Below are 26879 nucleotides of genomic sequence, written 5' to 3'. Positions count from 1 at the left end.
ACTCCACCTCCTATTTGTATGGATCTGCCGCATCCCGCAGTCCGTCCCCAAGGAAATTAAACATTAAAACCGTCATGATAATGAAAGCAGCGGGCCACAACAGCCAGGGATGATGGGCTAGTGTTTCCAGGTTTTGTGCATCCTGCAGCAGCACGCCCCAGCTTACAACGGGAGCTTGAAGTCCAATTCCAAGGAAGCTTAATGCCGTTTCTCCTAAAATAGTGCCAGGTATCGAAAGCGTAACGTTCACGATGATATAGCTGGCGAATGAGGGCAGCAGATGCTTGCGGATGATACGGAAATCGCTTGCGCCGGCAAGTCTCGCAGCCATCGTGAAATCTTCCTCGCGGAGGGACAATATTTTCCCCCGAACAACTCGGGCCAGTCCTGTCCAACCGATAATGGAGAATATGAGGATCAAGCCGAAATAAGTTTGCAGCGCTGACCAATCCCTCGGTAATGCGGCTGTCAGTGCCATCCAAAGCGGAATCGTCGGGATACAAATGAGTAAATCGATAGTTCGCTGAATAACGGTGTCGGTAACGCCTCCCAAGTAGCCGGATATACCCCCTAGCAATAAGCCCAAAAAGAGTGTAACGACAATCCCCAGCAAACCGAACGACAAGGATATGCGAGCTCCGTATATGATCCGTGAAAATAGATCGTGTCCCAGCTTATCTGTCCCCATCAGAATGAGCGCATCCTTCGGATTTTTCAGTCCAAACAGATGCGTATCCATAGGAATGAGTCCCCACAGCTTATATGATTCACCTTTTGTAAAAAAATAGATCTCGAATTTCTTTCCCGTATCTTCCGAGAATGTGCGTTTAAATGTTTTGGGATCGACCTTCTCCGTCATCCCATAAACGAAAGGCCTTAGCTGAAAGCCCGTGTTCGGATCAACGAAATGGATGCTTTGCGGGGCCGCATTCTTATAATCTGAGTACCTGGCTTCTTGCAGCGTAGGTGCCAGAAATTCACAGAAAATCGCCACCAAATAAAACAGGATCAGCACAACCGCAGAGAAAACCGCCATCTTATGCTTGATGAATTTCCACCACATCAGCTGCCACTGTGAAGCTACTTCATATTGATTGTCTGCTCCAAGCCTATTTTTCTTCTTAGCCTTTGACCTGCGTAACCGATTCGCAATCGCAGTGATGCCGTTCATTCTCCAACACCCCCGAAACGTATTCTAGGGTCGACGAAAGCAAGCAAAATATCGGATAGCAGTGTCCCAATAACCGTCATCACACTAAGAATTAACAGGAAGCTGCCCGTTAAATAAATGTCTTGGAACATTAGGGCTTTTAGAAGCATTGGGCCTGTTGTTTGCAAATTCAGTACAATAGATACGATCGCTTCACCGGAAATAAGTGCCGGTAATGTCCACCCGATGGTCGAAATCAGTGGATTAATCGCTAAGCGAACAGGATATTTAAACAGCAGCTTGCCCTCTGGTACGCCTTTGGCTCTTGCCGTAATAACATACTGCTTCGACAATTCATCCAGCAGCATTCCACGCGTAATCCGAATCAGGGAGGCCGTTCCTGACATCCCAATGACAACAACAGGAATAATGAGCCTTGGCAACATATTCATGATTTTGGCCATATTCCACGGGGCGTCCACAAACTCAGGCGAGAACAGCCCTGTGATGGAAACACCTGTCTGGGCGAAAATGAAATAAACAATGATCAAGGCAATAAGGAAACCAGGCATGGCAAGACCGATAAAGCCTATAAACGTAAACACATAGTCTAGTACCGAATATTGATGTGTGGCCGAATAAATACCGATCGGAATCGCAATCACCCAAACGAATATAAGGGAAATGAGCGATATGATGACAGTCAGCGCAAGTCTTGGAGCGATGACATCAGCAACAGGTAGATTCCACTGGAAGGAACGACCTAAGTCACCGTGCATCAAAATATTTTTCACCCAAATGATGTATTGTACAATTAATGTCTTATCTAACCCATATTGCTGCTGAAGGTTAATGACCGTACTCTCTGATACCGCCGTTCCATTTAGCTTTATTTGTGCAATATATTGCGTTAAAAAATCCCCAGGGGGAAGCTGAATAATCACAAAAACAATAATGCTGATGGCGATAAGCAGCGGAATGAGCTGTAGAACCCGGTAGGAGATATAATTTAGCATGCGATTCCTCCTTCCAAAAATGTACCTTGTCTATGAAACGAACCGTGGAGCCCAGATCGACTAGCTTGCCGCCGTCCGGACTCACATAGGTTCATTCCTATTTATTTTCCAAAGAAGAACTGCTCGCCACTGAAGTCTGCGGCGATGGCAAAGCTCGTGTCATTCGGAATGTTATGCAGCTTCGCATTGACGATCAACGGCTGTTTCACTTCTGAAATCGGAATGAAGTAGTAAACGTTGTCTTTCATCACTTGTTTAATTTCCGCTACTTTCTTCTTCGCATCGTCTGGATTTGCAGCAGCGGCATCATTGATCATTTTGTAAAGGTTCTTCACGTCTGCCGGCGGTTCCTTACCTTGCTTACCGCCTGAAGTACGCCAGAGATCCCACTGCGGTCCCCATAGCCCCGTACCCCAATCTCCCATATACCAGAGCGGTGTATGCGTCCAGATCATCGTAGCTTGCATTTCATTATTCGCATTCCGAGTCGTCCATAGCGTCTGGTCGATGGTTTTCATCGTCACATTCAGACCAAGCTGCTTCCACATCTCCACAATCAATTGGGTCAGCGGTACGATATCCGGCGCTTGAGCTCCGACCTCGAAGGGAATGGTAAACACTTTACCATCAGGTCCTAGACGTTTGCCGTCAGCCCCTTTTGTAAGGCCCATGTCATCGAGCAGTTTGTTTGCTTGCTGGAGATCGAAGGTTGGATCTTCAATACTGCCCGGCTTCGCAAAGCCATAATAAACGGTATCGATGATCTCTTTACGGTTTAGAGCTAGACTCAACGCTTTACGGAAGCGTACATCCTGAACAACTTTTTGCCAGTTTGGATCATTGAACGTTTGATTCAAGAATACATCGGTCGGCGTCACGTGCATGTTGGCAAGTAAAGCTTTGTAGCCGTTCTTTTCATTCTCTCGGTAGAGTGGCATTTTGATCAAAGCTGCCGACTCCCTTGAGAAATCGACTTCGCCCGAAATCGTTTTCAAGCCTACGATCTCAATGTCTTGTACGAGTGAACTTTGGATGCGGTCAATATACGGCAATTGATTGCCAGCTGCGTCCACTTTGAAGTAATACGGGTTGCGTTCATAGGTCGATACGCTTTCCGTCGCTTTTGTCATGACCCATGGGTATAGAACTGGGAAACCGATGGCTTTCCTGTTCGTAAGTTTCCAGTTTGTAATATCTTTATCGTTGAAAAGATTAAACCATTCGCCAGGCTGGAAGCCGGCTTCTTTGATCAATGACTCGAGTTTATCCAACGCTGTGTATTTCTTGTGGAACTGTTTGAGAAAATGCGCAGGTTGGATGAGCTCTGTGTATCCGCGCCAGCCTTGAATCGCGAAACGGATCAAAATACCACCGTATGGTCTGTCGAAAATCAGCTTAAAGTTCATATCATCGATTACCTCAAGCTTCATCGGAGCCGCGTCCGCTACACCGCCACCACGCAGCCAAACAGGGAAAATCGGTGTTAGTTCAGGATTATTCAGTATATCCTCAACCGTGAACCTCACGTCTTCTGTGGTTACTGGCTGCCCATCGGACCATTTCATTCCTTTGCGCATGGTGAAGGTGAACGTTTTTTGATCATCACTGACCTTAAAATCTTTGAGTACGTTACCTGTGATCGTGTCACCTAAAATACCTGGCGTGTTTAATAGCGGCTCGTTGTTCATAACGAAAACATCAGCATCCCAGTCAGGTGCGGATGTAACCGTTCTCAATACACCGCCGTATGAACCGATTTCGTACTTCATCTGACTTTCCGGTATTTCATTTGTGATTTTATAATCGTTAGGTAAGCGATCTTTCACAGCTGGTAGACCTTTCCCCGCTAAGAAGGGTGAATCTTTAAAATCCGTCAATTGCGCTGGTTGTCCGCCCCCGCCGGCAGGTGCTTTTGTTGCTTCTGGTGCTTTCGTCTCTTGTACCGCTGCAACTGTTGGCGCTGGTGTTGTGGATGCAGGACTGTCTTGACACGCCGAGAGTACAATAGCCAACATGAGTGCAGAAACCAGGAGTAAAATAATCGACTTCCTCCTTGACTTCATACGCAACCCTCCGATTTCCTAAAATTGTTTTTTTGAGTTTGTGGACTCCTCACCATTGTTATGGTGAAAACCCAAATTAATCAACATATTTTCTGATAATTCAGTATGTTCACTAAACTCACTACTCACCGTTAAGATCCGACAAGATTAGACCGATTCTGCCGGCTATTGTTAAAGTAAAATCGTTATCAAAGGGTTTGGAAAAGCGAAAAAACCTCTAGGAATCATCTTCTCCCTAGAACAAAGCTTGGACTTGCATTTATGATTTGGTGCCATTTACTAGACTCACAGCGTGAAGTCAAACAAACTTACAGAAAGTCACACAAAGTCAAAGGGCTGAAGACTATATATAGGATCTAAAACAAATGTCAGATGACGATATGCCGACTATTTTCGCATGATATCGAACTATCGTTCCGCAAAAAAAAGACCTGGCCTAATGGCCAAGTCCTTCTCTACATCCAGTGGTCAGTGGGCTTGTTCCCTTACTCACGGACACGAATCTAAGTCATCATGTTTATAGCCCACCGTTAGTAAGCGTTTACATATTTTCTGCTTTACATTTGCTTTCTCAGCTGTTGAGGCGTCATCCCTAACGATTGCTTAAACAAGCGGAAAAACTGCGTTTTATCTTCATATCCGACACTGCGACCGATAGATTCGACAGAATCCTCCGTCTCCAGCAGCATCCGCTTCGCTTCCCGAAGCCTGACATCGTGCACATATTCTGTGAATGTGAACCCCAGGCATTCTTTGAACATTTTGCTCAAATAATACGGGGAGTAAAAGCTTTCTCTTGCGAGGTCATTCAGTGTAATATGGCCTGCATAATGCTGCTCTATGTACGATAGCAACTGCGGCAGCATGTGATAGGCAGTTCGCAGATCTGAGTCTAGTAAATTATGCTGCATCATTCGGAACATGCGTGCCAGCAGGAGCGTCGCATACCCATGCAGCATAGCTAAGTAGCCGCTCTTTTTAGCGCAGTATTCGGTATACATCGTTTCCAACAACAGCTCTAACTCTATCATGCATTTCCCTCTAAATGTTACGTGGGGCGACGGATTGTCCAGTGAATCCTTGAATTCCTGGAACAGCTTCAGCGGGAGAAAGTGGGAGGTAGTATCTGTCGAACTTAACTGCTCGCTTAGGAATTCAGGATCAAATAAAATATTCATATACTGCATGTCTTTCTGGACTGCAAATGAATGTCTATCCCCAATGTTCATGAACAAAAAGTCCCCACGTTGCACGGCGAATGACTTTCCATTCACTTCATGGTAACCTTCACCCTGCCAAATGTAGACCAACTCGATAAAATTGTGTGTGTGCTCAGGTTCATTGACCTGCTGGTGGAGCTTGTATAGCGCAATTTTCTCATCTTGCTTGATATAGTCAACGGATTGGTACATCTTCATCTGAACAACACTCCATTTCATAATGGTCATGGTTGTGACTGTTTCTGAGCGTACCGGCCACTTAACAATATCACAAAGCATGTGAAATCGTTAGATGAAGAAGTCCTTAGTTACATTGACCTAACCAGCCTATTTATGCGCGATAAGGTGTCGAAATTGGTCTCTCCCATCGACCAGCCTTTCAGGACCTACGCTTTCTGATCTCATCAAATGCTCCGAATGAATACGTCTTCGTGCCTTTCACACCTGGCTTTACCGCGAAAATGCCTCCAGCATGAGGTTGCTCCTCCAGTTGATCTACCTGTAGACCCTTACGGGCAGTTGTTATGTACAAAGTGTCTAGTTCATCTCCACCGAAAACACATGAGGTTGCTTTAGCTGCGGGAACTGCAATACTGTCCATCTTTTGGCCTGTTTGGGGATTCCAGCGAGATACCTGCCAACCATCCCAATGGGCGATCCATAGCATCCCCTCTTCATCCATCGTCATCCCATCAGGGAACCCTTTTTCAGTTCGAAAATCGATCAGTATTCTCGGGTTGCTGATTTCCCCTTTCTCCACATCAAACTCGAAAGCAAGTACTAGCTTTTTCATTGAATCAATATAGTACATTTCTTTTTCATCTAAGCTCCAAGCGATCCCGTTGGATACACCGACGCCCTCGTAAACCTTGCGATAACTGAGATCCGTCTCCAGAACATAGAGTGAACCTGTTGCCTCTTTTTCAATAATTTCCATCGTTCCCGCCCAGAATCGACCTCTAGAATCACATTTACCGTCATTAAACCGATTTCTCGGCAAATGTGATTCAGGATCAATGAGAGGCGTAAGCTCATGCTGCTTCATCTGATATGTTTGGAATCCAGATTGTGTAGCTAACACAACCTCATTTTCTCCGGCACAAACAACCGCACCGACGTATTCCCCAATAGAGAAATCCTCGTTTTTCCCTGTTTCGGGGTCAAATCTGCCAAACTTCTCACCTACAATATCAACCCAATACAGCAAACGCTGTTCCGCATTCCAGCATGGACCTTCAGCCAATATGGCTTTGGCATCTAGAACCAGTTGCACAGTTTGTGCTCCCATTATGCATCAACTCCTTTCTCCAATTGTAAACCGTCCTTACGTAGATTGGAATATGAAGGAATATGGACAAACATTAACATTCCGCACCGGTCATTTCGTTGGTGAAGAAACGCTTATACTCTTTAGGAGTTAGTTTAGGAACTGACTTCCCCACATAATGAAACTGTAAGGCGCGCCGTTTCTTCGGAGAAAGATTATACGGTGTTCCATGTTTAAGTAAACCGTGGAAGAAAAGGACTCCTCCAGGCAATAATGGCACAGCTATATCCTTCTCAACGGCAACATGCGAATCGCAAATTTGCCAGTCTCGAACCGCATAATGTGGTGTCGCGCCATCTGCTTGTGAGCCCGGGATGACGTGCATGCAGCCATTATCGAGCGCTGCTTCGTCGAGCGCAATCCACACACCAACAACTGCTTTCTCATAGGCAAGGTTTCCATAAGCCATATCTTGATGCCAAGGCTTTTCACCCCCGCCATGCGGAGGCTTGAGTAAGGCCATATCCTGAACAAGCCGAGGTTCATCTCCAAGAATATCTTGAACGACAGCCAGAACAGCTGGATGATAGGCAATTCTTTTCAACCGCTCCTCGATTTCAACGAACTCGCTGACCTTACGGACAGCTAATTCACGTTCCTCATCCGTTTTCAGCTCACTGCTTGGCTTGGTGAACTGTATCTGAGCCCCTTTGGCATCTACAAAAATCAGCTCATGCAGGGCAGCTTTCGCGGCCTCGATTTCACTTTCATTCAGCACATGCTCAACGGCCAAATACCCATCATTCCGATAATGCAGAAGCTGATCTTGGCTCCAATTTTCAATACCTTTCAATTTTTCCGCAACATGATCATACCGATACAGGTGTGCCGAGATTTCTTCAGGAGAGCCGATTCTTGTCATTTAGGTCATCCCTTTCTGTTTAAATAATTTGTTTGTTCATATCTTTATTATAGGAACAGAAGGTAGTAAAATAAATGCATTAATTCACATTTCAATTTGCACTATTTTACACAAATCGGGGGAACACTTCATGTCTTTTTTCACTTCGCAAGAGCTCATTCTTAACGATTATTTCGGTAAAGTCATCTGTGAACCCAATTGGAAATGGAGTCGTGAAAATGAGCCATTCGATGATTACGACTTCTGGTATGTGTGGAACGGCGAAGGCGAGGTTATCTTGAATGGTACATCCCATCAAGTCCGTCAAAGGGACTGCTTTCTCTTTCGGCCCGGAGACTTTACGAGCGCCAGGCATAACCCGCAACGGCCCTTAACAGTTACCTATATTCACTTCAGCACAAAGGGGGATTCAACATCCCTTTATTCGCTCCCCTCACTAGTCAACTTCGATCCTTCTGAATTTCATGAGCCCTACTTGAACCGTTTCATTGATGTTAAAATGAACCAAGCATACGGACATGAAGAGGAAGCAAAAATGCTGCTTAAGCTGTTATTGCTGCTATTTGAACGTCAAACCCTAGCTAACCAAACACCCGGGGATTCTGCTCGTCGTTCCATTAATCGAGTTATGCTGGACATCGCTGCCCATATTCAGCAAGATCCAGGACGCCAACATAGCATCAATGACTTAGCTAAACTTGCCCATCTTTCTCCACGTTACTTCTCATTAAAATTCAAGGATATCATGGGTCAAACAATTGAATCTTTCATAATCGAGAAAAGAATTGAACGTGCTACCTATCTTCTTAAACTTGGAATGAACGTTGGGGAGGTTTCAGAAGCTCTTGGCTATCGGAGTATTTATTTCTTTAGTCGGCAGTATAAAAAAGTAACGGGGATGAATCCATCTATGATGAGATCTTAACCGCTGTTTTGGAAACTTCAGAGCGGCATGATAGAATGTATCTTTACAGAAGCATTGTGCTAATTCATCTGGGAAGGTTAAGGTCATCATGAATTCTTCAAATCTACTACGCTCATTTAACTTTTTGTATTTTGCACTACTGGCTATGTTTATTTCATTTCTTCCCGTCTATCTTGATGCTCAAGGGCTTCCAGCAACGAAGATTGGTCTCATTATAGGAACGGGAGGTATTATTACGATCTTCTCACAGCCGTTATGGGGCATGATCAGTGACCGAACAAAAACAATAAAAAAGGTTATGTTACTCCTATTAGGATGTTCTACCATCGTAGGGTACTTGTTATACGCCTCAAATAGCTTTATTGTCCTTCTTTTCTTTACGATGCTTATGTATTTTTTCTTAATGCCACTCGATCCTTTGACGGAAAGTCTTAATTTCCAAACAGCGGAAGCTAATGGAGTAAGTTACGGTTCCATTCGGACTTTTGGAGCGATTGGTTATGCCGTTATGTCTTTGGCCGTAGGTTATGCAATTCACTATTTTGGAATTAATAGCTTGGCTTTCCTGTTCGCAGGTATCGGCGTCATCAGCATGTTGATCTGCCTGCCACTGCCTGATGCTCCTGTAACTGGAAAACCAATTACATTAAAAAGTTTACGTAATTTCCTAGGAAATAAAGAAACCATTTGGTTCATGGCACTCATATTTATAGTTGCCGTGCCTCAACGGATCAACGATACTTTTCTCGGCGTCTATATTCGAAAATTAGGCGGCAGCCCTGACTTAGTCGGACAAGCCTGGTTTCTGGCAGCAGGAAGTGAAATTCTTGTGTTCGCTTTAAGCTTTTGGTGGCTTCGCAAAGGGAAAGAATTAGCCATCATTGCATTCTCTGCTGTGTTTTATTTTATTCGCTTCTTTCTATCCGCGTGGATTACCGAACCTCATGTTTTAGTTTACTTGCAGCTATTCCAAACTTTCACGTTCCCGATATTTTATTCTGCTGCCATCCAATATTTGTACCGCATTGTACCTGAAGAATGGAGAGCAACAGGACAGACGGTGCTTGCTTTACTTTTCTTCGGGGTTTCCGGTATTGTCGCTTCCTATTTAGGTGGATGGTTCTTTGAAAGCTTCGGTGGAAAGCTATTATATCTATGGATTTCAGGTATGTCCTTTATCGGCCTGCTTTTTAGTTTGGTTTTGAGTGCAATCTATGGAAAAGGAAAGATGGCATCCTAAGCATTTTCTGATAAAATGGAAAGAACAGAGATAGAACGGGGGCCAGCATCATGGACTACATTATATTGGATATCGAATTTAACGGCCGCAAGTTTGCGAGCGATTTACCCATGGAGGTCATTGAGATCGGAGCAGTTAGGCTCGATGCCACACTCCAGCCTATTGATTTGTTTTCATCTTTGGTCAAACCGGTTTATTTCTCCAAATTGAACGGATTTATTAAGAAAAAAACCGGAATTCCCCAAGAAGACATCGATCAAGCCGACGGCTTTCGTAAAGTCATTATGGATTTCATCAACTGGCTCAATCGTAGTAAAGATTTTTTGCTCATTACTTGGGGTGGCGAGGATTTGAAACGTATCGTGTATGATACGCGGATGCATAAATTGGATGATACTTTCTGGATGGATGCCAGTTATTTTGATTTATTAAAGGGGTTTACCCGTTATAAAAATGTGACGAATGATGTGAGTGTCGAAGCCGCTCTACTCGATCTTAACATTGCTGCTGAGGGCTCTGCCCACAGGGCATTGGATGACGCCCGTATGACAGCTGAGGTATTTCGAGCGATATTTACCGAGCTAGATTTCGAGCGCAAGCAGCAGTACATCGACGTATACGCCAACGCCAAGGAAAGAAGGTTGGTTAAGACAGCCGTTCGAGCCATGACGGCTCAAAAGGTCGTCCCCACATGGGATCTACTCGTTGAGCACTATTTTTTAAACAAAGTGGATCTTACCGATCCAAGAAAGATTTCTGAACTGCAAACTCTGTTTGCCGCGGAAGTGGGAAAAGGGCAACCGTCTTCAAACAAAGCACCTGTACAATAAGCAGATGTTATTAAATGCTGTCTTCGATCCCATCGGCAGCGGAAATTTGTAATAACGTTCGCACCTTGGAACGCATTCGTTCATCTCTTGTATGTTCTGCAAAAGATGAACAAAAAATTCTGAGTTTTCCATGAATTGATTAAGCTGTCTAACAAATAAAAGCCAATCCATTAGACAACATGCCCGGCATGTCTATGGATTGGCTTCCTATTTATTGGATACATTAAAGCTGGTCAACACCTAATCGGTTATGAAAATAATACGACGGAACCACATCACGTTCGTCGCGTTTCGCCCCATTTCGTTGAATAGCGAATAATTCCCCTGTTAACTCGAAAAACCATTGCTCGTCTCTTGCTGTTAGAGCAACATCAATTAAACTCTTTACTTGTTCTTCTATATCAAATGTACTTACCGGCAATTTCTTTACATCCTGATGGCTTACTTCCATCGGTTTTCCAATCGTAGATTCACGGTCGGACGCAATTACGTATACACGAACTAACCCCTGAAGTACATCAATGGATTCAACATAGCCATGTATCATTTCATCTTGATTTGTAGTTGCCATAACCCAATCACTGATTTTAAAATTCATCATCCAACACCGCCTTAGAGTTATTTGTAAGGTCACTATACTGTAATTATAATTATTACAGTATATAATGTCAAGGGCGGACTTACGTTTATGAGAGTAAATATGATTCCGGCTTGGGCTATTTTTTGTTTCATTCATATGTACGAAATAATAGAAGGAAAATAGCTTAGTATCCTTTGGATCATATGATAACATTTTATCTTAGAGAACTGGGCTTGAATATGTTGGCAACGAAATTTACATTCTCCCATTCAATAATTATACTAATAGGGTTGTTAGATTACTTTATTTCTTAGCAAGGAGCTTTCCTATGAGTTCTTCTCCCGTTTTAAACGATGACCAATGGTTGAAACTGCTCGAGTACATAGCCGAAACTTATAATGAAGTTACTCTTAGTCGAGGGTTTACTTATTTTAAACAGCAGCGGGTAGCTACCTTGAGCATTTCCGAGGCTAGAGTGGTTCAGGCGAGAGTGGAAGAGTCAGAGGATTATAGTGTTACTCTGCACTTAGACAAGCTCAGGGCGAGTCAATGCACGTGCCCGGTTCAAACCTCCTGCAAGCATCTAGCAGCGGTTTGGATGGAGCTTGCTGACCGTCTGGGTTACCCCGCTTCCCAAATTATGAATGCCAAACTACATCTCAAGCGGGCTTCTTCCATCTCTTCATCAGAGTCCGCTCTCATGCAATTGCCTAAGATGGATGTAACCGGCTGGCAGCAGTTTCTGGACAATTACACGTCCTCTGTTAAACCGACATATGATCAGGGAAATTACGTTGACTTGCTGCGGCATCAGTTGCAAAACTTCAAGAAGATCTTTATTCCTTTTTCCGATACTGATCGGATCTTCTTTGACATGTATCAGGAATTATTTATCCTGCGAAAAATAAAAGCACAGTATGCACAAGGCAGCGTAAACTACTATACTTCTTCCACCTTATACCGGAATTACGATGAGTTTCATAACTGGCTTAAGCAAAAACCAGCCATTATCAACCTCTCCAACTCCGGAGAACGAATGGAACAGACGTTAAATTATTTAAATCAGCAGATGGCTGGAGAATCCGGCCATAGTTATCAGGATTATGGCGTATATACAGTGCTTTGGAAATATTGGATTGCCCCCGATTCCGAGGCTGACCACTTTGTATCGAAGGAATTAGACATCATTGAGAAAATGATAAATGATAAACCCTCACCTTCCCTCTCAGCCGCAAAGGCCTTCTTGTACCTACAGCAATCCAAGAGTAGGGAGGCCTGGGAGGCATTAGAAGCGAATGGTTCTTTTAAAGAGGCACCGGCCAAACTATTTATTCCATTCCTGAACCATCTCTATGACACCCAGAACTGGGAAGAGTTAGTGTTCTGGCTTAGAAGGTCGTCCACATTCTTCAATACCAAACGAACCAAAGAGCTCGATGCTTACACAGAATATTGGAAAAAAGCCATTCAGCACTTTCCTCAAGCGGAAGAACACATGTGGCAAGTTCTGGAAGAGCTGTTACCCCATTCATTCCGGGTTATCGAGGAATTGCTGTACGAACAAGGAAAATGGAAGCCTTGGCTGGAAATGCAGATCCTTCAAGGTCATGACCCGCTCTATCATCGAATCCGTGTGCTGCAGCCGATTGAGAAGGAAACACCAAAGCTCCTTCTGCCCTATTACCATCAAGCGGTGGACCATTATGTCAGCTTAAAAAACCGTCATGATTATAAATCGGCGGTCAGGCTCCTTAAAAGGCTGGAAAAAGTGTACAAGAAGATGAAACAAACCGAACAATGGGAGAATTTCTTTTCTGGTTTCATGGAACGACACAGCAGACTGCGGGCGCTGCAAGAGGAACTTAGGAAAGGAAAGCTACTGGGATGAGCACGAAATTGCATGAAATGACTTTGTATATGGCCTTAACGGAAAGCGGAGATGCATTGCTTTGGGGTCTACAGGACGGACGTGATGTGTCAGGCGAAAAATTCCGAAAATTATTGTTCGCGTGGCATGAACCATCTTACTATGGGACAACTCTGGACCTGCAGCATGCCGGGGATTTGACGGTGACAGTCCTCCCTGTAGAGATGGTGCTGCCCTTCTTTGCAGATCCTTACTTCATGGACATCCTTTGCTGGGAAGGAGGAAATGAATCCACAAAGATACTGCTAGAAGTGGCGCCAATTCTATTCCGAGAAGCAAAAACAGGTCGTTATTTACCAAGTTACAACGCCTTCCGGAATGGGAATCTGCTTTGGACTTGGGATACGAAGACGGATGCGCTGAAAGAACTTGATTGGGATACTCTAAAAAGCTTAGATGGCTTAGGTGAGGAAATGTCAGGTTTACGTGCTGCCTTCTCCGCCGTTGTTACGGCGGAACACTATGCAAACGAAGCCGCCATATCGGATCTTCGACGGGATTATCCCGCGCTGTTCCAAAGGTCGAAGTCTGCACCTTCCTCGGCTGATGCGTTCACCGAGGAAGAATGGCTTGCAGCTCTGGGCTGGAGGCCGGATACGGCTCCCTTTCGACCAGCTCTGCAACTGTTAGAACCGGACGAAGATGAGGACAATTGGCGACTCCGTTTGGTGCTGCAGGACAAGAGTGATGGATCGGTGCTGACGCCGATTCGCCTATCCGTAGACGGACAGGCTTCCGGTACTTGGGCCAGTGCATGGAGCCCGTATATCTTAGAGCGTTCTCCTAGCTGGGCGAAAAGACTGACAGAAGCTCTGCCTAGCGGGAATAGCGGCGGCGAGCTCTTGGCTAAGCCGTTAAGCGATGAAGCGGCTTGGTCGTTCCTAACAACGGACAGCAGATATTTATTAGATGGCGGTTGGAACGTCATGTTGCCAGGTTGGTGGGAAGCTGCCTCGAAGCGGAAGCCTCGGCTGCGAGCACGGGTTTCCTCCGAAGCAGGCGGCAAAAGTCAGTCACTTTTCGGACTGAATGCCTTAGTAGACTTCGATTGGCGGATTGCCGTTGGCGATGCTGACCTGAGCGAAGCTGAATTCGCAGAGTTGCTTAGCCGCAATGAACGCCTTATCCGATTCCGTGGACAATGGGTGTATTTGGACCCGGCTCTGTTGGAGCAAATCCGCAGGCTCATGGCAAGTGTTGACCCGAAAGAAGGATTGTCCCTGCAGGATATCTTTCAGCTCCACCTTTTAAGTGAATCGGACAAAGAGAACCTGCAAAAGGGAAGTCTTACAGAAGCAGAAGAAACGGAGAAGGAAGAACGGCTTAAGCTGGAAGTCGAGCTGAATGAGCACCTCTTGGCGCTGCTGCGTCAGCTAGGACAGCCTTCGGAATTGAAGGAAATCGCAGTACCTGTGGAGTTACGCGCTGAGCTTCGCAGATACCAGCATGAGGGATTCACATGGCTGAGCTTCCTGAGAAAGTTCGGACTTGGCGCCTGCTTAGCCGATGATATGGGACTCGGCAAAACTGTTCAATTTATTACTTATTTACTGCATCATAGATCGGAGTCCGATCACCCTGCACTGCTCATCTGCCCCACCTCCGTTCTCGGCAACTGGCAGAAAGAGCTGGCCCGCTTTGCTCCGGATTTAAAGGTTTTGCTCTATTACGGAAAGGGACGATTAAGCGGCGAGGCACTTTCTAAGGTTTTGAAAGACAAGGACGTTGTGCTTACCTCATACACAACGGCGCTGATGGATCAAGAGACTCTGCAGGAAACCGTGTGGAGTTCCCTTTGTCTGGATGAAGCCCAGAACATCAAGAATCCCCAAAACAAACAATCGGCAGCGGTCCGCTCGCTCAAAGCGAGGCACCGCATTGCGCTGACAGGGACACCTATTGAGAATCGATTGTCGGAGCTTTGGTCGATTTACGACTTCTTAAATCCCGGCTACCTCGGGAACCAGCGCGGGTTTCAACATCGTTTTGCTACTCCGATTGAGAAGCACCACGATGAGGAGCGGACGGTACAGCTCCAGAGACTCGTCAAACCTTTTATGCTGCGCCGAAAAAAGAAAGATCCCGCTATCCAACTCGATTTGCCTGACAAGCTGGAGATGAAAGTCTATATCAACCTCACCGCCGAGCAAGGTGCTCTCTATGAGCAAGCGGTCAAGAACCTCATGGAGCGAATGCAAAAGCTGGAAGGCATGGAGCGCAAAGGAGCGATCTTGTCGGCGTTAACTCAGCTTAAACAACTATGCGACCACCCCATGCTGCTAACGAAAGAAGCTAATCTCTCGGAGGAAATTTTGCTTGCCGAGGGAATCCGTGAAGCATTCATCCTGCGATCCGCGAAGCTTGAGCGGCTCGTTGCCATGGTTAGTGAACTCCGGGACGAGGGCGACTCCTGCCTGATTTTTACTCAGTATGTTGGCATGGGTCGTATCATGGCGGACGTACTGCGGGCACAGCTAGACGAGCCTGTATTATACCTGAACGGCAGCACGCCCAAGCAGGAACGCGATAAGATGATCGACACGTTCCAAACCGCAGAGGGTCCTGGTATCTTTGTTCTGTCGCTGAAAGCGGGCGGAGTCGGACTCAACTTGACAGCAGCCAACCACGTATTCCACTTCGACCGTTGGTGGAACCCTGCCGTAGAGAACCAGGCCACGGACCGCGCTTATCGGATGGGACAGACGCGAAACGTTCAGGTGCATAAGTTCATTTCCCTCGGCACCTTGGAGGAACGAATCGACGAAATGCTCGAGAGCAAGATGAGTCTGAGCGAGAACGTTATCTCTACCTCCGAAGGCTGGATTACTGAACTCTCGAACGAAGAGCTTCACGATTTGTTTACGCTTCGTAAGGAGTGGTGAGTGATTATCTGACTATGGACCATGGCTTTCAAATTATGGTAAGATATCGTACGAGAAGTTAAAGAAGGGAGTTCCTACCGTGTCTCGTATTATTCAAGTTGATGAACGCCCTTCCATAGGCGAAAGTATTCCCCTTAGTCTACAGCATTTATTTGCTATGTTTGGCTCCACCGTGCTGGTCCCTATTTTGTTTAAAGTCGATCCAGCCACTATTCTGCTGATGAACGGAATAGGTACTTTGCTTTATATTTTAATCACAAAAGGAAAAATACCGGCTTTTTTGGGGTCAAGCTTCGCGTTCCTCTCCCCTGTTTTTGCCGTCCTCGCTTCTAGAGGATATAGTTCGGCGTTAGGCGGATTTCTAGTCGTCGGATTGATTTTTACGATCGTAGCATTGTTGATTCGTGTCGTGGGGACACGCTGGATTGACGTCGTATTCCCGCCTGCCGCAATGGGAGCGATCGTGTCTGTAATCGGCTTAGAGTTGGTACCTACAGCCGCCACCATGGCAGGTATTATTCCTCCGGCTAATTTGAAGGAAGCCTGGGTTCCCGATCCTACCGTTATATCGGTTTCTATTTTCACATTTTTGGTTGGTGTAGTCGGTTCCATTGTCTTTCGCGGACTATTGAAGGTCATTCCTATTTTGGTGGCTATTGTTGCCGGTTACCTACTTGCAGCATTGCTTGGTTTAGTACATATCGGAGAAACATTAGGAGCTGCGCAGTGGTTCAGACTCCCCACCTTCTACAGCCCAACCTTCGATCTGGCGAGTATTTTAATCATCGCTCCTGCAGCTCTTGTTGTCATTGCGGAGCATATTGGCCACTTGATTGTAACTGGGAATATGGTAGGAAAAGATTTATCCAAAGACCCTGGTCTAAGTAAATCCTTACTCGGTAATGGCATTTCTACGATCCTGTCATCCTTAGTCGGCTCAACACCAAATACAACCTACGGTGAAAACATCGGTGTCATGGCGATTAGCCGCGTATATTCTGTATGGGTTATCGGAGGAGCGGCGATCTTGGCAATTATCCTCTCCTTTGTCGGGAAAATATCGGCGCTGATTCAAACCATTCCGACTCCTGTTATGGGCGGCGTTTCTTTGCTGCTGTTCGGCATTATTGCCGCTTCGGGGATCCGCATGCTGGTGGAAACTAAAGTCGATTATTCTAAACCGGTCAATCTGATTCTGACAACTGTTGTTCTTGTCATTGGACTTAGCGGAGCAACGCTGAAATTGGGACATTTTGAACTGAAAGGAATGGCACTAGCCACCATAGTTGCGATTCTGCTCAGCTTGTTCTTCAAGCTGCTGGAGATTTTTAAGCTTTCTAACGAGTAAAGCACAAGAGGTAATACGAAGGGCTATCCCTAAAGTCTTAACTGACCAGGGATAGCCCTTTTTTATTCGTTATATCCATAATCTATTTGCTTTTGTGTACATGCTCTTGATCTGAACAATCGAAACAGACTAAGGATTTATCTTCCAAAACAGTGCCATTAAGAAACCCATTATGACAGAAAATTTGCTTAAGACATTTTTGACAATGACCAACAAGCTCATGCATGCATAATGCCTCCCTCAGTATTCATGAATTGCTAAAGCGTCAGCTGGCCAGTTACTCTATACGTCCAAAATGTACCGAGCCGCAGGACTTAGGCGATCATAGGTCCTCTTGCGAATATACGCAGCTTGATCGAGCTGCTGTTGATGCTCTCGTGCTGTGAAATATGCGTGCATGGCACGGCGAGTCTTCGTCGTTCGATTGAGAGTTCCACCGTGCCAAAGGTGTGAGTTAATGACACATACCGAACCGGCTGGCGCTACAATCAGTTCCTCCTGCGGGTGACGCTCACGGGGGTCAATCCCGTAATCGCGAGGGTAGCCGGCGAGCTTGTGCGTGCCTGGAACGATGCGGGTTGCCCCGTTATCCGGAGTGAAATCATCGATGAGCCAGATCGAGTTACAGACGTGGAACGGCTCAAACTCCTCGCGCGAGCCCCAATCTGCGTGCAGCGCCTGCAGCCCGGCGCCGGGAATAGCATCACGAGCGTTCAGGGAGGAGAGTTTGAACTCCCGCTTCAGCACGTGATAGACGGCAGCGAGCAGTTTCTGATTTGTGTAAACACTATCGAAGCATTCGCCTTTATTGACGAGGTCGGATAGTCGGCGAGTCCCCTCCTCCTGATGCACCTCCTTGCCGGCGTTCATGCCCTCCTTCTCCATAAGTTCCTCATATTTGGCGCGTAATGTTTCAAGCTCTGCTGCGTCAAGCATGCCTGTAAACACAACGAAGCCCTTCTCATTGAGGCTGTTCTTCTCCTCCTCAGTCAGCGTTTGCTCGGTAACGCCAATTGCTTGCACGGCCTCTTCAATCCTGTTAATTTTTGTTATATGGTGCATGAATAAACCTCCCTCATAATTGTTCTGAGTGTTGCTTACATGGTACGCTATTACTATGAAAGAATCGATTCTGAAGACTGCTGCAATCTTATTCACTCTTGCAAAGGGGACTGTTATGAGCCGATTTTTCGTAAATCGCCCGATCTTTGAAGGAGCGCTCGCTTTTCATAGAAAAGTGGGGGAAGCTTTCCATTTTCCGCTTCATCGCCACGAAACAATCATGGAGATTCTCTTTCTTGCGGAGGGGGAAGCGGACTATTGGATTGACGGTAAGTATTACTTGGCACGTGCCGGGGATATCGTCTTATTTCACCCAAATATTTGGCATGAGGAGCGTTCGCGGTTAGAGGAAACTTTTTTCTTTTATTATGTTGGGTTCCATTCTTTACAGATTGATGGGGTGGCTCCCAATTGCCTGTACGCTGATGGAGAGGAACCCGTTTTCTCGGTTCATTCGAATTATGATCGGATTAAGCGACTGTTTCAAGAAATATGCGAGGAGGCTGGGAACGGGTGGTCCGAGGATTTAACAACCGCGGGGCTTCTGTTGGAGCTGCTCATTTTGGAGTTGCACAGAACCAGGTGCTATTCACCAGTTAAAACGGCTCGTTTCTCCACTCATACAGCCATCACCAAGGCAAAGCACTATATCGAGGAGCGTTATCATGAGCCGCTCACGATCCAGCAAATCGCCGACCACGTCTATCTCAGTCCGTCTCACCTCAGCCATTTGTTTCGCGCTTTGTATGGGGAAAGCCCAATACAATTTGCTATTCGGCAGCGGATAAACGCAGCCCGTCGCTATCTTGCCACAACCGATTTCTCGGTCGAGCGAATCGCGGAGCTGGTTGGATATGAAAGTGTAACAGCCTTCCAGAATCTATTCAAGAAGGCGACAGGCCAATCCCCGGGAAAGTACCGGAAATTCAACTAGGAATACAAAAAAAGCCTCTTTCCATGGTTGGAAGAGACTTTTGCTTACATTACTTACAGCTGAACTTTCCTGTACTTAATGACCTGTTACTTAAGTAAAAAGCTGCAAGAAAGTAATAGTCGCTGTGACAACCCTCACTTTCTTGCAGCTTTTATTTCCTTAAATGCAAATGTACCTTAGCTGTTTAATGTAGTCCTTCTAATACAACCTCATTTTTCACAGCCTCAGCCGGTTGATGCTGGCCCCGGCGGAGGAACAATCCTAGGAAAATACCACCGATTGCTATAAATAGCATAACGCGGAAAGTGTGTCCGAATGCTTCCGGCGCTACGGCAAGCATTGCCTTTTGCATATCTGCAGGACCGGATATTGGAATCTTCTTCTCAGCTATCGATGACGTCACGCGCGAGGAGAGAATCGTAACTAAGGTAGCCACTGCAAAAGAGTTGATAACCTGCTGCATCGCGCTAGTCAAGGAAGTGACTCGACTAACCAAATCATGCGGAGCTTTCTTAATTAGATGCGAATTAAGCGGCATCATCATCAGGCCCATACCCGAACCAGCCATAATAAGAGGCAAGATTAAGTCATGTCCTTCTGTTGTTAAATCCACATGTGAATATTGAAAGATCGCACCAGAAACAAGACTAAGTCCAACAACTACCAACCAGCGAACACCGATTTTATCAAATAAGTAACCGCCAATCGGCATCATGATGCCTGAAGCTATCGCTTGCGGGAATAACGTCATCCCTGTGTCGAAAGCACCATACCCGCGGGCTTGCTGAAGGAATTGCGGAAGTAGGAAAATAGCCCCAAACAAACAAAATTGCAGTACCCACTGCACAAATATACTGAAGGAAAAATCAACAGATCGAAACACACGAAGCTCTAACAGAGGGATTTTGGCTTTAAGTTCGACAATGATAAATGCGATCAATGCGACTGTGCCGATGATAATCCCACCCAGCGTTTTATCGGAAGTCCAGCTTGCTGCACCTTGTGTGATACCATAAGATAACGCAGCGAAAGCAATAGGTCCAAGAATCATGCCTGGTAAGTCAAAACCAGCTACCTTCTTACGAGCTACGGATGGCAGCTTCCATAATCCGAATGCAAAGCTGAAGATACCGACAGGAAGATTAATTAGAAAAATCCAATGCCAGGAATGGTACTCTACCAGCCAACCGGACAAGATAGGTCCAATCGCAGGCGCTAACAAAATAGGTACACCGAGCATCCCCATCACTTGACCGATTTTATTCGGAGGACTAAGCCGGAATACATACGCCATGGCAACGGGCATGACGAATCCGCCGCCTAAACCTTGAAGTATACGGAAGGTAATCAACAACTCTGCACTGTTCGGCGTTGCACATAAGACTGAAGCAATTGTGAAGAGAAGTACAGATGTAAGGAACACATTCTTCGCCCCAAACCGATCGGATAACCATCCCGCTAGCGGGATAACCGCCGCTGTGGCCAGCATATAGCCCGTTACGGTCCACTGAATCGTTGGCAAATCCGTTTTAAAATCTATCACCAACTTCGACAATGCGACATTCATCGCAGTCGAGTCGAGGATGACCATAAATATACCTGAAATTATGGCGATGAGCGGCACTAGAATACTCGAAAACTTAAACTCCGGCTCTGCTCCACCGGAAGCTACTGTTTGACTCATTGTTTTATTCCTCCTTCGACATATCCAAACCATCGTGCTACAATAGTAACGGACAATTGTCCGCAACATCATATTACGGACAATTGTCCGCAATGTCAAATGTTTCTTTTTTAGGAAAGATCGTTTGTTAGGAGGTATTCGTATGAAGCATACAAATGACCATGAGAAATCATTATATGAAGTAGATATAGAAGCACATCCAGCTTGCGGTCGACGTGAAGAACGTGATTCGGAATATCGACGACGTATTCTCACTACAGCCCGAAGCCTGTTCAAGACCAATGAAATTGAAAACGTCACCATGCATCAAATTGCCAAAGAGGCGGGTGTGGGCCAGGGTACACTGTATCGCCGTTACGCCCATATAGGCGAGGTTTGCAGCGATCTGCTTCATTCAACAACAAACCAATTCCTTGCTTCTCTGGAAGCAGTTCTAGCCGATCCCTCTCCCGAGATAACTGCTATGAGCCAATTCTCGGATGCCATTATTCGGATCATTGATTTTATAGATGATAAAGCCCCTTTGCTTTCTGCAATCAACACAATGTATACCGACAAACGAAGCTTTTTTTTACACAAAAAGCCGATCTACGTGCGGCTGCAGAACATCCTTTCCCCCCTGTTAACTCGTGCCGTTCATCAAGGCGAGATTGAGCAGATCGATGTGACTTTGACAGTTAGCACATTACTTGCCTCCCTACTCCCGGGACAGTACTTGTATCACAGAGAAGTTCTCGGATACAGCAAGGAGCAATTCACTGAAGGCATTTGCCGACTTTTCGTGAAAGGAATATGAGCCAATGAGGACGGGCATGAATGCTAGCCAACGCACCTTCTGGAAGAAATATATCGCCAAAGCGAAGCTTGATTTATCCTATGTGGCTTATACCAAAGTACAAAAATCCTGGAAGGATGAGAATCCATCCTGTCAATTTAATAGGCTATATTTTATTCGCGAGGGAGAAGGCTATGTAAAAGTGGGTGATCGGATGTACTATCCGAAACCGGGAGAGCTTTATCTGCTTCCAGCTGGAAGTGATCAAGCCTATGGAACGATGAGTGACCATACCTTTGGAAAATACTGGTGCCATTTCACGGCGAAAATTGGGGATTTGGATCTGTTTCAGATTTTACAAACATCTACATTCATTACGGTTAAAGATCCTGAAGCACTACAAAAAAAATTCGAATGCCTCATCGCCTATAAAGAGAGTGACGAGTTAACCTCTGAATTTAGATTAAACGCGATACTGATGGAATGTATTGCCGAGTTTATAGAACAGTGTGAATCTGTCAAGCTTAGTCTCTCTTCTACCCCAACCTTCGAAAAAATGAACAATGTGCTGCAGTATATGGAACAGCATATTGCTGATAATGTGTCTGTGGATACGTTATCCCGGATTGCGCATTACCACCCAAATTACTTTATTAATGCCTTCAAACAATTTACAGGTTATTCTCCGATTCAATATATGAATCATTTGCGGTCGGAAAAGGCTAAGGACTTACTTATGACAACAGAATTAAATGTTTCACAAATCGCCGATACACTTGGGATTGAATTATCGTATTTTTCCCGCATGTTCCGAGAGCAAACAGGTTTCAAGCCAACGGCTTTCCGTGACTTGAAACCAAAGATGACAGATAACAATAAACGGTGAGCCATAAAACAACTGAAAGAGGGCAAAAGTTAATTTTGCCCTCTTTCCTATGCCTATTTACCCATTTACGGGTAGAACGTATTTACTTTCGTCGTTGTAGGGCACCAGCGCGAGTTAAGCAGATACTTGATCAGCGTATTCTTTGCCCGCTCCGTACCGATATAATGCAGGGATTCCACTGCATGGGCACGAACGTACCGGTTCTCATCATCTAGTGCAATTTCCAATTGAGGCACTGCCGCTTCCGCTGAAGCCCCAAATCGGGACAAGGACAAGCTCGCCATGAAGCGGACTTGCGCATTCTCATCCTGCAGGCATCGAACTAAGCCAGACACGATGTCATCAAGCGGTGTGTCCATGAATCCAAGTGCATCAACTACGGCGCAGCGGATAAGATCAGCTGGATGATTGAGCAGGTTAATTAAAGCAGGCACAGCTTTCGCCGCTAATCCTCTTAATTCACCAAGAGCAAACACAGCATGAGTAACGATCTCAACATTCTCATGATTTAAAGCAGCTATTAACCCATCAACGGCTTCGGTTCCTGAAACCGACAAACCATAAGTGGAAATTCGCGATACATTGGCATCTCCGCTATAAAGTCCCTCTAACAAGGCATCGACGCCCTGCTGCCCTCTGCGTGCAAGATCGTAGGATGCATTGATGGCTATTGGTTCGAAACCACTCAGCTTACCAGCTAACGCCTTGATCTGTTCCGGATCAGAGGCGGCTTTTCCTGCGAGACTACCGATTTCCCCAGATAACCAGTTCCAGGTTTCTTCCCACATGATCTCATGCTCTGCTATCGGCAACTGCAGGTTAGCTGGTTTCCTCCATGCTCGTTCTTGGTTATTCCAGCTAGGATGTTGCGGCATCTCGGTGCGCATGAACTCAAATTTCAGCATATAGCGCGGCTGCCCTAATACATTGGGTGTGGACCGATGCCAAATATCATAATGAATTAACGCAAAGGTGCCCGCTTCACCGCTTGCCAATACTTCCCCCTCTTGATCATTCGATTTAAAGGTACGTGTTTCGTAATTTTGCGTTCCTGGCATAATGCCAGTTGGCCCTAATTCCACAGGTGTATCTTGCGGGAAATACATAATCATCGCCCAGTTTGGGTGGTGATTGCGCATACGGTTATAGCCCCAATAGCTATCTTTATGCCAGCCTCCTGCGGTAGCTGAAGCGTTATAATGCCCATGCCTATGTGCATGCATCATATAGTTCGGTCCTAACACGCTAGTTAGCGCACCTGTCACAACAGGGTGATCAAATACTTTTTGCAGCTCCCGAATACGAGGCAGCAAATTATTGCCGGGATTCCCCTCTTCCGCATAGACCGTGTTTAATTGTTCCAAAAGATTTTGGTGAAACGCACGGGAAAAATCCGTTTTGAGTAAGAGACACCCGTTTGTTATAAACTCTCTCATTTGCTCATCTGTTAATAATAATGGTTGATTATCCTGCATAGCTGCTCCTGCCTCCTTGGCATTGTATGATTGCGGTAACTATAACCTTATTATAAGAATTATGTCTCTGACTATTAATAGACGATCTTAATCAGAGCTAGCACAAAACTAAGATGTACCCGAAGTGAGTATAAACCGGATTTGGAATGAAGGCGCAGAATCGTTCTAAAATGAAATGAAAGAGAGGAAGCTCATGACATATCCCCAAGATTTAATGAAAAAAACGCCGCTCTGGGACAGCAATTATCCGATCCGTTTCTACCGTAACCATCCTAAGAAGGCTAAAAAGGGGGGTTCGCCGAAGACAGCAGTCAACTTAACAAGAGCCTATCCATACATCATCTTAATCTTGTGCTAACATGAGTGAGAAAAGTCTCTATTCAATTCCATTTAACTTCCTTAAACTAGAAGTGAAACTAGTTATGCTTACGATGCAAGTTTTGCTAAAGCAAAAATCAAGGAGGGAATGTCATGGCACATGACTTTATTCACGGGACAGATAGTCTTGTTATGAACGAAAAGGATGATGTTGCGACCGTACTGCGCGACATGCGGAGCGGTGAATCAATTCATTTCTTTAAGGGTACAAGTGTGCAAGCGCTATCATTGCTGGACGCCATTCCATTCGGGCATAAAGTAGCCATTGCATTCATCAAGCAAGGTGCCGAGGTATATAAATATGGGGACATCATTGGTAAGGCGACCCAAGATATTCGAGTTGGAGAGCATGTTCATGTTCACAATATAGAGGGTACGCGCGGTCGCGGCGATATGGCGAAATCTAATGAATCCTAACTATGCCGAGGAGTGTGCGAAATGAATACAATTATGGGTTATCAGAGAGAAAACGGGGACATCGGTGTCCGTAATCATTTGATCATCATTCCGACTGTGATTTGTGCGAACCATGTCTGCAATCGAATCGCACAAATGACACCCGGAGCGGTCGTTATTCCTCATCAGCACGGCTGCAGTCAAATTGGGGATGACAAGAATAGAACCTTTGATGTCTTAGCAGGAACGGGGAAAAACCCGAATGTTGGTGCTGCGATTATTATTAGTTTGGGCTGTGAGGTCATCGACCCCACTGCGCTAGCCGATGCGATTAAAGCAACAGGCAAACCAGTGGAGGTTTTTGACATCCAATCCATCGGGGGATCTGTGAAAGCCATTCAACATGGGGCCGAAATGGCCAAAAGAATGTTAACCCGCCTGGAACAGCAGCCGAAGGTTCCGGTACCTATGAATAAACTAAAGGTGGCCGTGAAATGCGGTGGTTCGGATGCCACGTCCGGACTAGCCTCCAATCCTGCATTAGGTGTGGCCGCGGACAAATTGATTCATGCTGGGGGCAGTATCGTCATCGGGGAAACCACTGAAATTATTGGTGCTGAGCACATACTGGCCAGCCGCTGCGTTTCAACTGAAACAAGCGACAAGCTTTACGACGCTATCCATCGTTTCGAAAAGGAAATCGAACGCATGGGCGCCGATATGCGCGGCGGGAATCCGAGTCCAGGCAACATTGCTGGAGGACTTTCTACGATTGAAGAGAAATCGTTGGGTTGTATCAGCAAATGCGGTACGCAACCCATTGAAGATGTGATCGCCTACGCCGAGCATATTCCCGAGCATGGTTTATATTTTATGGACTCACCAGGAAACGATATTGAATGTGTATCCGGTATGGCTGCAGGCGGGGCACATATCGTCTGCTTCACAACGGGCCGTGGAACACCAACAGGTTCAGCTGTTGTCCCAGTGGTCAAAATTACCGCTAATAAATTCACCTATTCCAGCATGGAAGATAATATGGATGTGGACGTAAGCGACATGCTTGCCGGATTATTAAATTTGGAACAAGCCGGTGAACAAATATGGCAGGAAATCTGTGAAGTGGCTGAAGGTAAACTGACAAAGGCAGAGATACTGGGACATCAAGAATTCAGTATTAACCGTATCGGTCCGAGCTTATAAAACAGCAGGCATCACATAAGCGTAAACCGCAATAAAGTGGCAGCCGCTTCCGGCGAGCACGAACACATGCCAAATGGCATGATGATATCTCAATCTTTTCCAAAGAAAGAATAGTAATCCGATGGTGTAAAGAACGACTCCGAACAAGATCCAAGCTAGCGCCACCGAGGGAAGACGTTCACGTAACGGGCTGATTAACGAAACCATTATGCCAGCCATCAGCAAGTACAATAACAGTCCCCAGGGTATTAATCGTCTTATTATGAAATGAACATAGCGGACACCTACGAATGCTAGCGCCCATATCAGGAGCAATAAAGTGTAACCCAAATTTCCTTGCAATGTTATCATTAGGAATGGGGTATACGAGCCTGCAATGGCGATAAAGATTGAAGCATGATCCAACACTTCGAAGCGTTCGCCCCATTTCCGTGAGCGAGAACAGTGCAAAAGCGTTGAGGACAAATAAACTAGGCAATAGGATGCGCCATAAATTGCATTGCTTAGGGTATAGGCGTAATCTTCAAATAGAGCGGATCGCTGTAGAAGTAGAACAAGGCCATAGGCACTTAGCGCAGCGCCGATTCCGTGGCTTAATGCGTTTAAGCGTTCTTCTTTCAAAGTTATGATATCATCCATGGGAATGGGTCACTCCTTTCTGATTATCCTAGTTTTTCCCACTGTCGGAACTAGTATGTAATCAAGTAGTTGTGATT

Annotated in this window: 23 protein-coding genes; 12 read left to right on the top strand and 11 right to left on the bottom strand. The window is 45.7% G+C overall.

Annotated elements, in window-relative coordinates; translation table 11 throughout:
• Nucleotides 1-10 precede the first annotated feature (10 nt).
• From BLT91_RS01065 to BLT91_RS01040, 6 genes are all read right to left on the bottom strand, one after another.
• Nucleotides 11-1171 carry an ABC transporter permease gene (locus BLT91_RS01065; protein WP_090815700.1) on the bottom strand — a complete coding sequence of 387 codons (1161 nt, stop codon included), beginning with the start codon at nt 1169-1171 and terminating at the stop codon, nt 11-13.
• Complete coding sequence (locus BLT91_RS01060) at nt 1168-2166, bottom strand: ABC transporter permease (protein ID WP_090815699.1); 999 nt, start codon at nt 2164-2166, stop codon at nt 1168-1170. Before BLT91_RS01060 ends, BLT91_RS01065 begins: the two co-directional genes overlap by 4 nt.
• 101 nt (nt 2167-2267) lie before the next feature.
• Complete coding sequence (locus BLT91_RS01055) at nt 2268-4229, bottom strand: ABC transporter substrate-binding protein (protein WP_090815697.1); 1962 nt, start codon at nt 4227-4229, stop codon at nt 2268-2270.
• Nucleotides 4230-4786: 557 nt separating this feature from the next.
• Entirely contained in the window at nt 4787-5668 is an 882-nt protein-coding gene (locus BLT91_RS01050) for a helix-turn-helix transcriptional regulator (RefSeq protein WP_217635169.1), read from the bottom strand.
• Between the two features lie 160 nt (nt 5669-5828).
• On the bottom strand, nt 5829-6737 hold the full coding sequence (locus BLT91_RS01045; RefSeq protein WP_090815694.1) for an SMP-30/gluconolactonase/LRE family protein: 909 nt from the start codon (nt 6735-6737) through the stop codon (nt 5829-5831).
• A 73-nt stretch (nt 6738-6810) separates the two neighbouring features.
• Complete coding sequence (locus tag BLT91_RS01040) at nt 6811-7638, bottom strand: phytanoyl-CoA dioxygenase family protein (protein WP_090815693.1); 828 nt, start codon at nt 7636-7638, stop codon at nt 6811-6813.
• Nucleotides 7639-7768: 130 nt separating this feature from the next.
• Here BLT91_RS01040 and BLT91_RS01035 point away from each other — a divergent pair, with 130 nt between their 5' ends.
• From BLT91_RS01035 to BLT91_RS01025, 3 genes are all read left to right on the top strand, one after another.
• Nucleotides 7769-8563: an AraC family transcriptional regulator gene (locus BLT91_RS01035; RefSeq protein ID WP_090815691.1), complete on the top strand. Its 795-nt coding sequence runs from the start codon at nt 7769-7771 to the stop codon at nt 8561-8563.
• Between the two features lie 88 nt (nt 8564-8651).
• Nucleotides 8652-9803: an MFS transporter gene (locus BLT91_RS01030; RefSeq protein WP_090815689.1), complete on the top strand. Its 1152-nt coding sequence runs from the start codon at nt 8652-8654 to the stop codon at nt 9801-9803.
• Between the two features lie 50 nt (nt 9804-9853).
• The gene (locus BLT91_RS01025; RefSeq protein WP_090815687.1) at nt 9854-10633 is read left to right on the top strand and encodes a 3'-5' exonuclease; all 780 of its coding nucleotides are present in this window, start codon (nt 9854-9856) and stop codon (nt 10631-10633) included.
• Between the two features lie 223 nt (nt 10634-10856).
• Here BLT91_RS01025 and BLT91_RS01020 read toward each other — a convergent pair whose 3' ends face one another.
• A complete protein-coding gene (locus BLT91_RS01020) occupies nt 10857-11234 on the bottom strand; it encodes an IDEAL domain-containing protein (RefSeq protein WP_090815685.1) in 378 nt (125 codons plus the stop codon).
• A 307-nt stretch (nt 11235-11541) separates the two neighbouring features.
• Between BLT91_RS01020 and BLT91_RS01015 the strand changes: the two genes are divergently transcribed.
• From BLT91_RS01015 to uraA, 3 genes are all read left to right on the top strand, one after another.
• Nucleotides 11542-13101 carry an SWIM zinc finger family protein gene (locus BLT91_RS01015; protein ID WP_090815683.1) on the top strand — a complete coding sequence of 520 codons (1560 nt, stop codon included), beginning with the start codon at nt 11542-11544 and terminating at the stop codon, nt 13099-13101.
• Nucleotides 13098-16022, top strand: a complete 2925-nt coding sequence (locus BLT91_RS01010) for a DEAD/DEAH box helicase (protein ID WP_090815681.1) — start codon at nt 13098-13100, stop codon at nt 16020-16022. Before BLT91_RS01015 ends, BLT91_RS01010 begins: the two co-directional genes overlap by 4 nt.
• 79 nt (nt 16023-16101) lie before the next feature.
• Complete coding sequence (uraA, locus tag BLT91_RS01005) at nt 16102-17370, top strand: uracil permease (RefSeq protein ID WP_090815679.1); 1269 nt, start codon at nt 16102-16104, stop codon at nt 17368-17370.
• Nucleotides 17371-17652: 282 nt separating this feature from the next.
• Here the strand turns inward: uraA and BLT91_RS01000 are convergent, their stop codons facing one another.
• Nucleotides 17653-18528, bottom strand: coding sequence for a phytanoyl-CoA dioxygenase family protein (locus BLT91_RS01000; protein ID WP_217635168.1), 876 nt, complete (start codon nt 18526-18528; stop codon nt 17653-17655).
• Between the two features lie 19 nt (nt 18529-18547).
• Here BLT91_RS01000 and BLT91_RS00995 point away from each other — a divergent pair, with 19 nt between their 5' ends.
• Complete coding sequence (locus tag BLT91_RS00995) at nt 18548-19366, top strand: helix-turn-helix domain-containing protein (protein ID WP_175532036.1); 819 nt, start codon at nt 18548-18550, stop codon at nt 19364-19366.
• A 184-nt stretch (nt 19367-19550) separates the two neighbouring features.
• Here the strand turns inward: BLT91_RS00995 and BLT91_RS00990 are convergent, their stop codons facing one another.
• A complete protein-coding gene (locus BLT91_RS00990) occupies nt 19551-21050 on the bottom strand; it encodes an MDR family MFS transporter (protein ID WP_090815673.1) in 1500 nt (499 codons plus the stop codon).
• 142 nt (nt 21051-21192) lie between these two features.
• On the opposite strand from BLT91_RS00990, the gene BLT91_RS00985 reads away from it, so the two are divergent.
• Together BLT91_RS00985 and BLT91_RS00980 are read left to right on the top strand one after the other, a co-directional pair.
• Complete coding sequence (locus BLT91_RS00985) at nt 21193-21846, top strand: TetR/AcrR family transcriptional regulator (RefSeq protein ID WP_090815671.1); 654 nt, start codon at nt 21193-21195, stop codon at nt 21844-21846.
• 16 nt (nt 21847-21862) lie between these two features.
• The gene (locus BLT91_RS00980) at nt 21863-22711 is read left to right on the top strand and encodes an AraC family transcriptional regulator (protein WP_175532035.1); all 849 of its coding nucleotides are present in this window, start codon (nt 21863-21865) and stop codon (nt 22709-22711) included.
• 65 nt (nt 22712-22776) lie between these two features.
• On the opposite strand, the gene BLT91_RS00975 is transcribed toward BLT91_RS00980, so the two are convergent.
• The gene (locus BLT91_RS00975) at nt 22777-24186 is read right to left on the bottom strand and encodes a HEAT repeat domain-containing protein (protein ID WP_090815667.1); all 1410 of its coding nucleotides are present in this window, start codon (nt 24184-24186) and stop codon (nt 22777-22779) included.
• A gap of 193 nt (nt 24187-24379) precedes the next feature.
• Between BLT91_RS00975 and BLT91_RS31150 the strand changes: the two genes are divergently transcribed.
• The 3 genes from BLT91_RS31150 (at nt 24380) to BLT91_RS00965 (ending at nt 26163) form a co-directional block, all read left to right on the top strand.
• A complete protein-coding gene (locus BLT91_RS31150) occupies nt 24380-24544 on the top strand; it encodes a hypothetical protein (RefSeq protein WP_217635167.1) in 165 nt (54 codons plus the stop codon).
• Nucleotides 24545-24657: 113 nt separating this feature from the next.
• Entirely contained in the window at nt 24658-24981 is a 324-nt protein-coding gene (locus BLT91_RS00970) for a UxaA family hydrolase (RefSeq protein WP_090815665.1), read from the top strand.
• 21 nt (nt 24982-25002) lie between these two features.
• Nucleotides 25003-26163 carry a UxaA family hydrolase gene (locus tag BLT91_RS00965; protein ID WP_090815663.1) on the top strand — a complete coding sequence of 387 codons (1161 nt, stop codon included), beginning with the start codon at nt 25003-25005 and terminating at the stop codon, nt 26161-26163.
• Here BLT91_RS00965 and BLT91_RS00960 read toward each other — a convergent pair.
• Entirely contained in the window at nt 26158-26802 is a 645-nt protein-coding gene (locus BLT91_RS00960) for a PAQR family membrane homeostasis protein TrhA (RefSeq protein WP_090815661.1), read from the bottom strand. The genes BLT91_RS00965 and BLT91_RS00960 overlap by 6 nt on opposite strands.
• Nucleotides 26803-26879: the final 77 nt, after the last annotated feature.

This window comes from Paenibacillus sp. yr247, assembly GCF_900103825.1.
Taxonomy (GTDB): domain Bacteria; phylum Bacillota; class Bacilli; order Paenibacillales; family NBRC-103111; genus Paenibacillus_E.
The sequence above is the reverse complement of the archived record's forward strand: the minus strand, read 5'-3'. Positions and strand labels throughout refer to the sequence as shown.